The sequence below is a fragment of the Streptomyces sp. NPDC048650 genome (assembly GCF_043199095.1).
Classification (GTDB): domain Bacteria; phylum Actinomycetota; class Actinomycetes; order Streptomycetales; family Streptomycetaceae; genus Streptomyces.
Genome location: NZ_JBICVM010000017.1, coordinates 84319 through 97727, shown reverse-complemented (window position 1 = coordinate 97727; position 13409 = coordinate 84319). Strand labels below are relative to the sequence as shown.

Here is a 13409-nt window from a genome sequence, read left to right as displayed (position 1 = left end):
CGCACCATGGCTGTCTCTGCTTCGTCCAGTGCCCAGGAGGCCCGGCAGGCTCTCGCGGATCGACTCGGGGAGCTTTGCCGGGATGCCGGGCTGACCGGGGCCGAACTTGCTGATCGTTGCGAGTGGAGCCGGTCCAAGTCGTCCCGGATCATGAACGGCCGTACGCCTCCGTCCGCCGACGACATCCGGGCGTGGTGCCGGGCGTGCGGGGCCGAGGGCCAGACCGAAGACCTGATTGCCATGCTGCGGACGGCCGAAGGAATGTGGGTCGGCTGGCGACGCATGGAGCGGGCAGGGCTCAAGCAGACCCAGGAGGCCCGCCTACCGCTGTACCAGCGCACCCGCCGTTTCCGCTCCTACTCCTCCTGGCTTGTGCCCGGCATGATCCAGACGCAGCCGTACACGACAGCAGCCTTGCAAGCGATCCAGCGGCGGCGCGGCCTGGTGGACGACGTAGTCGAAGCGGTCGCCGCCCGGATGGAACGTCAGCGGGTCCTGTACGAGGGCGACCGGCAGTTTGCGTTTCTCGTTGAGGAGTCGGTGTTGCGAGCCGGGATCGGCGGCGCTGAGGTCATGGCCGGACAGCTTGGCCACCTGGTCTCGATTGCCTCACTTCCCAATGTCAGCTTGGGAGTTCTGCCCATGAAGCCGGATCGGGAGCGCTGGCCGGCCGAGGGGTTCTGGATCTATGACACGGCGCAGGTCAACGTCGAGTTGATCTCTGGATACCTCACGATCACGCAGCCCAGCGAGATAGCCCTGTACGCCCAGACGTTCGCGGAACTCGCAGCGCTGGCGGTCTACGGGACTCCCGCTCGTGTGCTGATCACATCGGCCCTGGATGCCCTCGGGTGATTGACGTGCAACCTCGTGCAATCGCCTATGAGTTGAGGTTCCGCTCTCCCTAGCGTGGTCGGCATCAGGACGACGCTAGGGGTCCACCCATGACCAACCCAACGACGTATCCCGCTCCGCCCGTTGAACTGCCGCTGAGGCTTGACAGTGACCCGCCCCCGGTACCGGGCTGCGATGTGTGCGAGGCGTTGAGCGAAGAACGTAGTGAGGCACGGGCCAAGGGCAACATGTCCAAGGTCTCGGACGTGAACGTAGAGATCCGGAGTCACCCTCACAAGAGGCGGCGGTGCTTGTGATCCCCATGGCGCAGTACAAGAGTGCACGCGCCGAGGTGGACCACATTGCGGCGCTTGTCCGGGCCGCCCTCATCCGTGCCGGGCTCTCTGAGGATGACGTATCGCAAGTGCGCGGCCGGGTAACTGGCAACGGGCGCGCGTACGTGGATGGGGGCGCCTTGCGAGTCGGCGCGGCTGCCAAGCTCCTCGAAGCTCTGCCGCTGGCGCGGGTCGCCCCGGAGAACGCCGATGAGGGCCCCAGGCACCACGCTGAGAGTTTCTGACCTTCCAAAGCTCCGGCGTGCCCGCTGCCCCGTGGCGGACAGCCGGATAGCCCCCGACCGGACAAGCCATGAGTAGGGACAGGTCGTGTCCCGTCTGAGTTGACGTGCTCAGGCTCTCGCCCCGGTCCGCCCCTTAACTGGGGTGCTGCCCTGGGCAGTGAGGGCAACCGCTTCGGACCCAGGGAAGCCGAAGCACCCAAAACCCCAGCCCCGATCGCTCAGCAACAGGAAGGGCTAGCAGTCGAGGTGGGCTGCACCACGGCTCGGGAACCGACTCCCCGTGCCGCCTCAGTGTTCGACAGGAAGGAGTGCGCGAAAATGGGGCAGAAGAACGAAGACAACTGGGACCCGTACGCCAACCAGGACCAGGCGACTGATCCTGACACCCGCGTCTCTCAGAACGGGGACGTGCACAGCAGCATGGCCGACGACGAGGACCGCGAAGGGAAGTAATGCCCGTGATCCACGGCGAGAACCTGGCGAAAGACCTGCGGCGTGACCACGGATTCATTCACGTCGGACGCACCAGGGACGGTAACGCCGTGGTCATGCGCAAGGGCGACAGGTGGACTGTGGTCCCCCTTCGCTGGCTCACTCAAGAGGCCGTGGACACCATCAAGGCTCAGGCCGGAATCACCCTTGTCTGAGTGGGACTGCCCAAGCAAAGGAACGCCCCTGTCACTTGGCAGGGGCGTTCCTTTGCAGAGGCGTTCCTTGGTTGCTTCGGGGGTCAGAGCAGGGCACGAAACGGATTGCCGGCCAGAGCAGGGCCGGGAGCGGCCGATCGCTCGGTATCAGTGCCGAGACCGGGGTCCGCTCGGGCGTGGGGCGGTAGGCGTCGAGGATGAACATTACTCTCTTGAATGAGATGACGGGGGTAATGAGTATCGGAAAGCAATGAGGACCCACCGGGGGTGCCTTCCTCTGACCGTGTACGGGTATGAACTTTTCAACAAGAATAGGCCGCCCCCTCCCCAAAAGGGGACGACCTGATCTGATCTCATCTATGAAACTGATCCCGGTGCTCACATCTGCTCGCCCCGGCATCAACCCTTATTTAAGAAGAGCCGTAGAACTCACCCTTGGCATCAAGCGGCCGAGGCCGCAGTTTCGTTAACGCCCCGCTCCGCGCGCATCCGCACGGCACATGCCCAGGCCCCGGAGGGAAATGGACTCCCGCCCTTGGCGATGTTGTCGCACTCCGCCTCCCAGCGCTGGGAGTCGCTCGGCGTGCTGAACATCCAATCGCCACGGTCGCCGTCCCACGGAATGTTGTGCCCATGTGTGGCGCACTCCTCCCGCTGCTTCTTCGACGGCGCATCCATCGCTGCCACGGTGGACGGAATCAGCAGACACCGAGTCGACGCCGAAGGGGCAAGCTGTCCAGCTTTGATCAAGTTGCAGCGGGCCTGACGGTAGCGGCTCGGGTTGTACGGCTCCCCCTTCTCGTTGGTCAATATGAACTGCAACTCGCCTGAACCCAAAGGTGCATGCCCGCCCCTCTGCATCCGGTCGAGGGCGAGCAGCCACATGCGCGTTTCCAGGTGCAGCACCGCGTTCCCGATCGCGGGGTTCGAGTGCTCTGGCCGGTAGACCTTCGCGAACCGGTAGCTCACAGGCCCTCGCGCGCATCGAACCAGCGGTCAAGTTCATTGGGGCGAACCCGGAGCGACTGGCCGACCTTCCGGAACGGGATCTCCTCGCGCTTCCAGTTGTCGTAAACCCAACTCCGAGGCTTGCCCAGGAACTCGGCCGCCTCGCCAACCGTCAACAGCTTGACCATTAGGACCTCCAGGAAAACAAAACCCCCGAGTCACCTCGGGGGCAGTTGAGAATTATGGAATTTGAGACCTGCACTGAAACCAGCTAACGGTCCTCAGTCACCAGAGAGTCCAGCACCGCCTTGGCTTTGTCGGTCAATTCTCCCCCGGCCTTCCCAGCCACGGTGCCTAGGTAGCCATCCCGCCGCGCCTTCTTCAAGTGATCCTTAATCGTCTCCGGACGACGCTCAATCAGCCGAGCCAGCCACGGGACCGGGGCCGGGGCCCCACTGTCGGCCATGGCCGCGTACGTCGCGGCCAACGTCGCCAAGTACCTCTTTGAGACGCCCTCAGCAGCCAGCAGTTGCCCAGCGGCCTCCGCCGAGGCGCTGAGCCTCTGTGCGTAATCCTGCAGGGTCTGCTGAGCTTCTGGAGCCATCTTGGCCAGGTTGATCGCAGCCGCGATATCCAGCCTGCGGAGAACGGTCGTTGAGATGCCACGCACGACGTCGCGGGGCTCGGCGTCATCGGCCGGCTCCACCGTCACGCGTTGCGGACCCCCCGTAATCGGCCCGACAGGCCACCACATCCGGACCACCCAGCCCCCGTGCTGCTGGGCGATCTCGAATCCGCTCTCATCTGCTCGCATACCCCTACCATACACCACCCGGGGTGATCCACCCTGTGTTGACAACCTAGGGTGGTCAACATACAGACTGGCGCCAGGGCAGCCACGGACGACACGGGGGCGGCCCATTCGCGAGGAGAAAGGCCGGCACGCACGTGGCAAGGGCATGGGTAACGCGCTCCAAGGACGACCCGAAGAAGTGGACGACTTTCTGGTACGACCCGGACGGCAAGCAGCGGCAGAAGTCATTCGAGACCAAGAAGCGCGCCGACGACCACCGGAAGCGGAAGGAGCAGGAGCTAGACGCCGGGACCTACTTGGACGACAAGTTGGGCAAGCAGCCGGTAACGGCGGTGTGGGAGCAGTGGACGAATCAAAGGAAGCTGGAGAACAGCACGAAGAAGCAGTACCGCTCGATCCAGAACACGACGCTCGAACCATTCTTCAAGGCCCGCTCCATCGCGTCCCTGAAGGTGGCGGACATTGAGCAGTGGCTCTTGTGGATGGAGACGGACCGCAAGCTGTCCGCGCGGACTCGCCGTCAGCGGTTCTCGTTCTTCTCCGGAATGATGGACTGGGCCGTCGTCAACGAGATCATCGGGCGCAACCCGTGCAAGAAGATCAAGCACGCGGGGAGCCGCGCCAAGGAGATCCGCGAGCACAAGAGCAAGGCCCGGCGCCTCACCACAAAGGAAGTCCTGGCCATGCTCGACGGCGCTCCGGCGCGGTATCGAGCGATGCTGTGGCTGATGGCCGGGTGTGGGCTCCGGCTCGGGGAAGCCATGGCCGTCTCGCGGGATCAGATCGACTTCAAGGCCGAATTCCTACGCGTTGATTTCCAGATCGCGGAGGACGGCGAAACCGAGTCCGGCAAGAACAGCGCGCTACAGCGGCGGCACATCAAGGCCCGTGACGAGGAAGAGCCCGGCCGGGTGGTGCCGCTGCCGCCCAATGTGGCGTTCGAGCTGCGTAGGCACATCAAGAACCACGGCGTATGGGGGCCGGAACGTCTGCTGTTCCCTAACGTCACACGCACCGGGTACCTGTACGCCTCGTACTTCTACCGGCAGATCTGGATGGTGGCCCTGTCCAAGGGAGGGGTGTCGTACTGCAAGCCGCACTCCATGCGGCACTACTACGGATCACGGCTCCTGTACGCGGGCGTCCCCGAGAACGACGTGGCCGACTGGATGGGCCACAGCAGTACGGACGTGCTGCGCGAGCACTACCACTACATCTTTGAAGGTGCCGAGCAGCGCGGGCGCGCGGCCATCGCAACGATGCTGACGCCCGGCGCGGACGACCCCACGGAAGGACAGGCGGAAGTCGCCTGACAGAGCCCATGCGAGCGGCCCCCGGCAGAGCGCCGGGGGCCGTCGTGTTTATGCAGGTGAGAGGCGGTTTCCCGCCCAGCGTCAGCCCAGGATTCCCCCAGCATAACGCCCATGATCGGCCCGAAACGGACTCGAACGGTCCGGAAGCCGATCACGGCTCCCGGACCACCCAAGATGGCCCCTGACCTGCGAAAACCCTACTGCGGCAGGTTCCTGGCCATCACGATCCGCTGCACCTGATTCGTACCTTCATAAATCTGCGTGATCTTGGCGTCGCGCATCATCCGCTCGACCGGGTAGTCGCGGGTGTAGCCGTAACCGCCGAGGAGCTGGACGGCGTCCGTGGTGATCTCCATGGCCGCGTCCGAGGCGTAGCACTTGGCGGCCGCACCGAAGAAGGTGAGGTCCTCGTGCTTGCCGCCGCCCGAGACCCGCTCGGACTTCGCCGCCGCGGCGTAGGTCAACTGGCGGGCCGCCTCCACCTTCATGGCCATGTCGGCGAGCATGAACTGCACGCCCTGGAAGTCACCGATCGGCTTGCCGAACTGCTTGCGCTCCTGGACGTAGCCCTTGGCGTAGTCCAGGGCGCCCTGGGCGATGCCGAGCGCCTGGGCCGCGATGGTGATGCGGGTGTGGTCCAGGGTCTTCATGGCGGTGGCGAAGCCGGTGCCCTCCGCGCCGATCATGCGGTCGGCGGGGATGCGGACGTTGTCGAGGTAGACCTCGCGGGTCGGGGAGCCCTTGATGCCGAGCTTCTTCTCCGGGGCGCCGAAGGAGACGCCCTCGTCGCCCTTCTCGACGACGAAGGCCGAGATGCCCTTGGAGCGCTTCTCGGGGTCGGTGACCGCCATCACCGTGTAGTACTCGGAGACGCCGGCGTTGGTGATCCAGCGCTTGACGCCGTTGAGCACCCAGAAGTCGCCGTCGCGGACGGCCTTGGTCTTCATGCCGGCCGCGTCGGAGCCGGCGTCCGGCTCGCTCAGGCAGTACGAGAACATCGCGTCGCCCTTGGCGAGCGGGCCCAGGTACTTCTTCTTCAGCTCCTCGGAGCCGGAGAGGATGACCGGGAGCGAGCCGAGCTTGTTGACGGCGGGGATGAGGGAGGACGAGGCGCAGACGCGGGCGACCTCCTCGATGACGATGACGGTGGCCAGCGCGTCGGCACCCGCGCCGCCGTACGCCTCCGGTACGTGGACGGCGTGCAGGTCGTTGGCGGCCAGCGCGTCCAGCGCCTCCTGCGGGAAGCGGGCCTCCTCGTCCACCGCCGCGGCGAACGGAGCGATCTTCGCCTCGGCGAGCGCACGCACCGACTCACGGAGCATGTCGTGCTCCTCCGACGGCCGGTACAGATCGAAATCAGCGGTTCCCGCCAAGGTTTCTCACTCCCCTATGAGTGCTAACTACTGTTAAGTAACCTGTTACGTCCTCGGATTCTAGGGTGCCTGACGGCTCTCGGATACGTGAGGTTCCCGACAGCCGCCCAGCGCGGCCCGGCACGACCGGGGCGGGCCGCCGAGGGCGCGACTATGCTCGGTCAGCGCCATTTTCTTCGTCAGCGTCTGGAGCGTTCATGGCCCTCAAGATCACCGTGATCGGCACCGGCTACCTCGGTGCCACCCACGCCGCCGCCATGGCGGAGCTGGGTTTCGAGGTGCTGGGCCTGGATGTGGTGCCCGAGAAGATCGAGATGCTGCAGCGGGGCGAGGTCCCGATGTACGAACCGGGGCTGGAGGAGCTGCTGCGCCGCCATGTCGCCGGCATCGAGGGCGCCAGCGGGCGGCTGCGCTTCACCACCTCCTACGAGGAGGCCGCGGCCTTCGGCGATGTGCACTTCGTGTGCGTGAACACCCCGCAGAAGCACGGCGAGTACGCCTGCGACATGTCGTACGTGGACAGCGCCTTCGATGCGCTGGCCCCGCACCTGACCCGGCCTGCGCTGGTCGTGGGCAAGTCGACGGTGCCGGTGGGCAGCGCGGCCCGGCTCGCCGAGCGCCTGGCCGCCGCGGCCCCGGCCGGGGAGGCCGCCGAGCTGGCGTGGAACCCGGAGTTCCTGCGCGAGGGCTTCGCCGTCCAGGACACCCTGCACCCCGACCGGATCGTGGCCGGCGTGGCCGGCGAGCGGGCCGAGGAGCTGCTGCGGGAGATCTACGCGACGCCGATCGCCGAGGGCTCGCCGTTCGTGGTGATGGACTACCCGACCGCCGAGCTGGTGAAGACCTCCGCCAACTCCTTCCTGGCCACGAAGATCTCGTTCATCAACGCCATGGCGGAGGTGTGCGAGGCCGCGGACGGCGACGTGGTCAAGCTGGCCGAGGCCATCGGGCACGACGAGCGGATCGGCAAGAAGTTCCTGCGGGCCGGCATCGGCTTCGGCGGCGGCTGCCTGCCCAAGGACATCCGGGCGTTCATGGCCCGCGCCGGTGAGCTGGGCGCGGACCAGGCGCTGACGTTCCTGCGCGAGGTCGACTCCATCAACATGCGGCGCCGCGGCCACATGGTCGAGCTGGCCCGGGATGCGGTGGGCGGCGGCTTCCTGGGCAAGCGGGTCGCCGTACTGGGCGCGGCGTTCAAGCCGGACTCGGACGACGTACGGGACTCGCCCGCGCTCAATGTCGCCGGGCAGATCCATCTCCAGGGCGGGCAGGTGACGGTGTACGACCCGAAGGGGATGGAGAACGCACGCCGGCTGTTCCCGACCCTGGGCTACGCCGAGAGCGCGCTGGATGCGGTGCGCGGGGCCGATGTGGTGCTGCATCTGACGGAGTGGCGCGAGTTCCGGGAGCTGGACCCGGCCGCGCTGGCCGAGGTGGTCTCCGAGCGCCGCATCCTGGACGGCCGCAACGCCCTCGATCCGGAGCTGTGGCGCAAGGCCGGATGGACCTACCGGGCGCTGGGCCGCCCGCGGGCGTGACACCCGCTCACGACGGCTCGGCGCGCCGGGCACGGTAGCTGCGCATCTTCGCCCGGCTGCCGCAGACCGCCATGGTGCACCAGCGGCTGCGGCCGGCCGGGCTCCTGTCGTAGAAGACCCAGCGGCAGTCATGGGCCTCGCACGCCTTGAGCCGCGTCCAGGTGCCGTCGGCGGCCGCGGTCGCGATGCCGGCGGCTATCAGGGCCGTGAGGCGCGCGGTGCCGCGGAGCGCGGCGGCCGGGCGGAGCGCCGCGCCGCCGTCGGGCCCGACGGCCAGCACCAGGGGCGCGCGGCCGAGCAGCCGGTCGAGTGTCCGGGCGGTGTCCTCGCCCACCTCTCGCCGGGCCGTATGGGCCAGGCAGACCGCGCGCAGCGCCTCCCGGAGCTCCAGCAGCGCGGCCGACTCCCCCTCCTCCGGAGCCGCCTCCGGTACGCCGCGTGCGCGGAGGAAGGCCGCCGGCCCGCCCTCGGCGGTCAGGGCGTCCTCCCCCGTCTCGACATCGAGGGTGTTCACCAGGTCCTGCACCAGAAGCAGTGCATCCGGAGCTGTTCGGTCGGCCACCCTTGCCACGTTACCGGCAGGGCGCCATCATGCAGTAACGCAGTTACCCGTTGAATCGCTGAGGAGGTAACGCCATGGCTCTGATCGAACTTGGCGTCACGGCGCTGGACTGTCCCGATCCGCAGGCGCTCGCCGCCTTCTACGCCGAGGTGCTCGGCTGGCAGGTCGACGGCGCGGACGACGCGGAGTGGGTCGAGGTCGTCGGGCCCGTCGGCCGCCGCCTCGCCTTCCAGCGGGTGGACGAGAGGTACCGGCCGCCGCAGTGGCCCGGCCAGGACCAGCCGCAGCAGCTCCATCTCGACTTCGACGTGCGCACCGCCGACATCGACGAGGCCGAGGCCAAGGTCATCCGGCTGGGCGCGAAGCTCGTCCGGCCCGACGACGGCGAGCGAGACTTCCGGGTCTACCTCGATCCGGCCGGCCACCCCTTCTGCCTCTGCATGAAGTAGGCCGCCGGCCGCAGCGGGGCCGGCGGCCGCCCCGTGCGGTCAGCTGGTCAGCTCCGCTCCCCGTCCAGCCGCTCGATGGTGGCCGTGGACGGGGCCCGGCGGCCCTGTACCGAGCGTGCGACGGACTCCGCGGCGCGCAGCGCCCGGAGCGTATTGCCCCAGGTCAGACCGGCCAGATCGCGGAACGACCAGCCCCGGTCGATGAGTTCGGCGATCAGCAGCGGATAGCCCGCGACGTCCGGCACGGGGCTGCGGTGGGCGGTGGCCGGATGGGTGTCGAACCCGGCGCCGAGGCCGATGTGGTCCGGTCCGGCCACCGTGCGCACATGGTCGAGGTGGTCGGCGATGTCGCCCACCGAGGCGGGGTCGCTGCCGTCGGTGAGGTGTTCCGGGGTGAAGGTGACCATGCAGACGCCGCCGTTGCCGGGCAGCAGCGAGAGGACCTCGTCGGGGACGTTGCGGACGTGACCGGCGAGCGTACGGGCCGCGGTGCGGCACAGGAACACCGGGGACCTGGTGACGTCCAGGGTGTGCCGCATGGTGTCGACGGAGGTCCAGGACAGATCGATGAGCATGCCGAGGCGGTTCATCTCGCGGACCACCTCCTCGCCGAACGGCGTCAGCCCGCCGGCCTTCGGCTCGTCGGTCGCGGAGTCAGCCCAGGGGGTGTTGCGGTCGGCGGTGAGCGCCAGGGACCGCACGCCGAGCCGGTGGAAGGACCGCAGTACACCCAGCGAGCTGTCGATGGCGTGGCCGTCGGCGGATCCGAGCAGCGAGGCGATCCGGCCCTGGTTGCGGGCCTCGACCATGTCGTCCGCGCAGAGCGCCAGTTGCAGTGCCGCGGGGTGCGCGCGCACCAGCGCGTGGACGAGGTCGATCTGTTCGAGCGTCGCGCTCAGGGCGGCGTCGCCGCTCGGTTCGGACGGCACGTGGAGGGACCAGAACTGGCCGCCGACGCCGCCGGCCCGCAGCCGGGGGATGTCGGTGCGTACACCGGTCTCGCCGTGGTCGAGGTCGAAGCGTTGGCCGGGGGCCACGTCGTGGCCGGTGCGCTGGCGCAGCGCCCAGGGCAGGCCGTTGCAGCCGTCGACGACGGGGTGCGCGGCGAGCAGGGCGCGGGCCCGTGCGACCGGGCCGCGCAGACCGAGCGGCAACGGGCCGTCGGGCTCGGCTTCCGGGGCGGCGCCGGGCCGGGGGCCCGGGGGCAGCCGGTCGGGGTCCGCGGCGTCGGATATCTCGGGGGCGCCGGTCGGGTCGGTCAGCTCGGCAGGGGCGAGATCGGCCATGGCGTTCTTCCTGGTGGACGATGGTGACGCCACCGTCGCACGCGGACCCGTACGGTTCGCGGTGAGCGATGCGTACGGGTTAGCGCGCGGCGCCCGGCCGTCAGCCGTCCAGCTGCTCGATCGTCGCGTGGGAGGGGCCGCGCCGGCCCTGTTCCTCGCGCGCCACGTCCTCGGCGGCGCGCAGCGTGCGGACGGCGTTCTGCCAGGTGACCTTGGCGAGGTCGGCCTCGGACCACTTGCGGTCCAGGAGCTCGGCGATCAGGTTCGGGTAGCCCGCGACGTCGGCCAGATCTGCCGGGGTGAAGGCGGTGCCGTCGAAATCGCCGCCGATGCCGAGATGGTCGACGCCGGCGATCTCGCGCATGTGGTCGAGGTGGTCGGCGATGGTCGCGGCGGTGGCCATCGGGCGCGGGTGGGCGGCTTCGAAGGCCCGCTGGACCGTCATACCCGCCTCGGTGGTGTCGAGGTGGTGCAGACCGTGCGCGCGCATGTTCGCGTCGGCGCGCTGCGTCCACTCCACGGCCGCGGGCAGCACGAACTTCGGGACGAACGTGGCCATCGCGATGCCGCCGTTCGCGGGTAGCTGGGCCAGGACGTCGTCGGGGATGTTGCGCGGATGGTCGCAGACCGCGCGCGCGGAGGAGTGCGAGAAGATCACCGGCGCCCGGCCGACCCGGAGGGCGTCCCGCATCGTCTCGGCGGCGACGTGCGAGAGGTCCACGAGCATGCCGAGGCGGTTCATCTCGCGGACCACCTCCTCGCCGAAGGCGCTCAGGCCGCCGGCCCGCGGCGCGTCGGTCGCCGAGTCGGCCCACGCCAGCGAGTCGTTGTGGGTGAGCGTCAGGTAGCGCACCCCCAGCTGGTGCAGTGCGCGCAGCGTGGCCAGCGAGTTGTTGATGGAGTGGCCGCCCTCGGCACCCATCAGGGACGCGATCCGGCCCTGCGCGCGGGCCGCCTCCATGTCGTCGGCGGTGAGCGCCAGGCGCAGGTCACCGGGGTAGCGGTCGACCAGCTGCCGTACCGCGTCGACCTGTTCCAGGGTGGCGCTGACCGCCGTGTCGCCCACGTAGTCGGACCGTACGTAGACGGACCAGAACTGGGCGCCGACGCCGCCGGCGCGCAGTCGGGGGATGTCGGTGTGCAGGAACGCGGACTGGTCCTCGGCGATGTCGCGCCGGTCGAGGTCGTAGCGGACCTGCTCGCGCAGCGCCCAGGGCAGGTCGTTGTGGCCGTCGACGACCGGCCAGCGGGCGAGCAGGTCCCGTGCCGCCGAGGCGCTCACTTACCGCCGCCGAAGCCGAAACCGGCCGGGGCGGCGACCTTGTTGCGCAGCCGCTTGCCCTTCTCGGTGGCCTGGTCGTTCAGCTCCTGCTGGAACTCCCGCATCCGGTCCTGGAGTTCGGGGTCGGACACGGCGAGCATCCGGGCGGCGAGCAGTCCGGCGTTCCGGGCGCCGCCGACCGAGACCGTGGCGACCGGCACCCCGGCCGGCATCTGCACGATGGACAGCAGGGAGTCCATGCCGTCCAGGTACTTCAGCGGGACGGGTACGCCGATGACCGGAAGCGGGGTGACCGAGGCCAGCATCCCCGGCAGGTGGGCGGCTCCCCCGGCGCCCGCGATGACCGCCTTCAGGCCGCGCCCGGCGGCCTCCTCGCCGTACGCGATCATCTCGCGCGGCATCCGGTGCGCCGAGACCACGTCGACCTCGTAGGGGATCTCGAACTCCGTGAGGGCCTGGGCGGCGGCCTCCATGACGGGCCAGTCGGAGTCGGAGCCCATGACGATGCCGATCACGGGGTTCGCGGAAGAGGTCATTCGGTGATCGTTCCTCGCAGATAGCCGGCGGCGTGCGCGGCGCGCTCACGCACGTCGGCCAGGTCGTCGCCGTAGGTGTTGACGTGACCGACCTTGCGGCCGGGCTTCACGTCCTTTCCGTACATATGGATCTTCAACTGCGGATCCCGTGCCATGCAATGCAGGTACGCCGTATACATGTCGGGGTAGTCGCCGCCGAGGACGTTGGCCATCACCGTCCAGGTGGCGCGCGGGCGCGGGTCACCCAGCGGGAGGTCCAGTACGGCGCGGACGTGGTTGGCGAACTGCGAGGTGATCGCGCCGTCCTGGGTCCAGTGGCCGGAGTTGTGCGGGCGCATCGCGAGTTCGTTGACGAGGACCTCGGACCCGCCGTCGGCGCCCCGGACCTCGAACAGCTCGACGGCGAGATGGCCGGTGACGTCCAGCTCGTCGGCGATGCGCAGGGCGAGCTGCTGGGCCCGCGCCGCGAGATCGGCGGACAGGCCGGGCGCCGGGGCGATCACGGTGTCGCAGACGCCGTCGACCTGGACCGACTCCACGACCGGGTACGCGACGGCCTGGCCGTGCGGCGAGCGGACGACGTTGGCGGCCAGTTCCCGCACGAAGTCGACCTTCTCCTCGGCCAGCACGGGCACTCCGGCCCGGAACGGCTCGGCGGCCTCCTTGGAGGATCGCACGAACCAGACGCCCTTGCCGTCATACCCCCCTCGGACCGTCTTGAGGATCACCGGGAACCCCTGGCCCTCCTCGGCGAACCGCGCCACGTCCTCGGGACCGGAGACGATGCGGTGCCGCGGACAGGGCACGCCGATCGCGTCCAGCTTCGCGCGCATCACCCCCTTGTCCTGGGCGTGCACCAGAGCGTCCGGGCCGGGCCGTACGGGGATACCGTCGGCCTCCAGGGCCCGCAAGTGCTCGGTGGGGACGTGCTCGTGATCGAAAGTGATCACATCGCAGCCACGAGCGAAGGCGCGCAGCGTCTCCAGGTCGCGGTAGTCGCCGATGACGACATCGCTGACCACCTGGGCCGCCGAATCCTGCGGAGTGTCACTGAGGAGCTTGAACTTGATGCCGAGGGGGATACCCGCCTCGTGGGTCATACGGGCGAGCTGACCGCCGCCGACCATGCCGACTACCGGGAACGTCACGCTCCCCAGGGTATCCGCACCTCGGCTCCGCCCCGAACCCCCGCTTGGACGATCCTCTGAATACGGTCGTTCGACCATGACCGCCGAGGACCGGCCCGC

At 68.8% G+C, this 13409-nt stretch carries 15 protein-coding genes; 6 read left to right on the top strand and 9 right to left on the bottom strand.

Annotated elements, in window-relative coordinates:
* Positions 1–6: 6 nt before the first annotated feature.
* The 3 genes from ACGFML_RS33355 to ACGFML_RS33345 all read left to right on the top strand — a co-directional run bounded on the left by ACGFML_RS33355 (position 7) and on the right by ACGFML_RS33345 (position 2061).
* The gene (locus tag ACGFML_RS33355) at positions 7–855 is read left to right on the top strand and encodes a helix-turn-helix domain-containing protein (RefSeq protein WP_393549382.1); all 849 of its coding nucleotides are present in this window, start codon (positions 7–9) and stop codon (positions 853–855) included.
* An 877-nt stretch (positions 856–1732) separates the two neighbouring features.
* Positions 1733–1867, top strand: coding sequence for a hypothetical protein (locus ACGFML_RS33350; protein WP_393549381.1), 135 nt, complete (start codon positions 1733–1735; stop codon positions 1865–1867).
* Entirely contained in the window at positions 1867–2061 is a 195-nt protein-coding gene (locus ACGFML_RS33345) for a hypothetical protein (protein WP_393549380.1), read from the top strand. The genes ACGFML_RS33350 and ACGFML_RS33345 overlap by 1 nt, the downstream gene beginning before the upstream one ends.
* A 441-nt stretch (positions 2062–2502) precedes the next feature.
* Here ACGFML_RS33345 and ACGFML_RS33340 read toward each other — a convergent pair whose 3' ends face one another.
* The 3 genes from ACGFML_RS33340 to ACGFML_RS33330 form a co-directional block, all read right to left on the bottom strand.
* Positions 2503–3030, bottom strand: a complete 528-nt coding sequence (locus ACGFML_RS33340; protein WP_393549379.1) for a hypothetical protein — start codon at positions 3028–3030, stop codon at positions 2503–2505.
* Positions 3027–3197, bottom strand: coding sequence for a helix-turn-helix domain-containing protein (locus ACGFML_RS33335; protein WP_393549378.1), 171 nt, complete (start codon positions 3195–3197; stop codon positions 3027–3029). The genes ACGFML_RS33340 and ACGFML_RS33335 overlap by 4 nt, the downstream gene beginning before the upstream one ends.
* 83 nt (positions 3198–3280) lie before the next feature.
* The gene (locus ACGFML_RS33330; RefSeq protein WP_393549377.1) at positions 3281–3823 is read right to left on the bottom strand and encodes a hypothetical protein; all 543 of its coding nucleotides are present in this window, start codon (positions 3821–3823) and stop codon (positions 3281–3283) included.
* Between the two features lie 134 nt (positions 3824–3957).
* Between ACGFML_RS33330 and ACGFML_RS33325 the strand changes: the two genes are divergently transcribed.
* A complete protein-coding gene (locus ACGFML_RS33325) occupies positions 3958–5136 on the top strand; it encodes a tyrosine-type recombinase/integrase (protein ID WP_393549376.1) in 1179 nt (392 codons plus the stop codon).
* Positions 5137–5333: 197 nt separating this feature from the next.
* On the opposite strand, the gene ACGFML_RS33320 is transcribed toward ACGFML_RS33325, so the two are convergent.
* Positions 5334–6509: an acyl-CoA dehydrogenase family protein gene (locus ACGFML_RS33320; protein ID WP_393549375.1), complete on the bottom strand. Its 1176-nt coding sequence runs from the start codon at positions 6507–6509 to the stop codon at positions 5334–5336.
* Positions 6510–6706: 197 nt separating this feature from the next.
* Between ACGFML_RS33320 and ACGFML_RS33315 the strand changes: the two genes are divergently transcribed.
* Positions 6707–8047, top strand: a complete 1341-nt coding sequence (locus ACGFML_RS33315) for a UDP-glucose dehydrogenase family protein (protein WP_393549374.1) — start codon at positions 6707–6709, stop codon at positions 8045–8047.
* 7 nt (positions 8048–8054) lie between these two features.
* Here the strand turns inward: ACGFML_RS33315 and ACGFML_RS33310 are convergent, their stop codons facing one another.
* The gene (locus tag ACGFML_RS33310) at positions 8055–8609 is read right to left on the bottom strand and encodes a CGNR zinc finger domain-containing protein (protein ID WP_393549373.1); all 555 of its coding nucleotides are present in this window, start codon (positions 8607–8609) and stop codon (positions 8055–8057) included.
* 74 nt (positions 8610–8683) lie between these two features.
* Between ACGFML_RS33310 and ACGFML_RS33305 the strand changes: the two genes are divergently transcribed.
* Positions 8684–9058 carry a VOC family protein gene (locus tag ACGFML_RS33305; protein ID WP_393549372.1) on the top strand — a complete coding sequence of 125 codons (375 nt, stop codon included), beginning with the start codon at positions 8684–8686 and terminating at the stop codon, positions 9056–9058.
* Positions 9059–9105: 47 nt separating this feature from the next.
* On the opposite strand, the gene ACGFML_RS33300 is transcribed toward ACGFML_RS33305, so the two are convergent.
* The 4 genes from ACGFML_RS33300 to ACGFML_RS33285 all read right to left on the bottom strand — a co-directional run bounded on the left by ACGFML_RS33300 (position 9106) and on the right by ACGFML_RS33285 (position 13289).
* Entirely contained in the window at positions 9106–10344 is a 1239-nt protein-coding gene (locus tag ACGFML_RS33300; protein ID WP_393549371.1) for a dipeptidase, read from the bottom strand.
* 100 nt (positions 10345–10444) lie between these two features.
* Complete coding sequence (locus ACGFML_RS33295) at positions 10445–11626, bottom strand: dipeptidase (RefSeq protein ID WP_393549370.1); 1182 nt, start codon at positions 11624–11626, stop codon at positions 10445–10447.
* A complete protein-coding gene (gene purE / locus ACGFML_RS33290; protein ID WP_393549369.1) occupies positions 11623–12162 on the bottom strand; it encodes a 5-(carboxyamino)imidazole ribonucleotide mutase in 540 nt (179 codons plus the stop codon). The genes ACGFML_RS33295 and purE overlap by 4 nt, the downstream gene beginning before the upstream one ends.
* The gene (locus tag ACGFML_RS33285) at positions 12159–13289 is read right to left on the bottom strand and encodes a 5-(carboxyamino)imidazole ribonucleotide synthase (RefSeq protein ID WP_393549425.1); all 1131 of its coding nucleotides are present in this window, start codon (positions 13287–13289) and stop codon (positions 12159–12161) included. The genes purE and ACGFML_RS33285 overlap by 4 nt, the downstream gene beginning before the upstream one ends.
* Between the last annotated feature and the right edge of the window lie 120 nt (positions 13290–13409).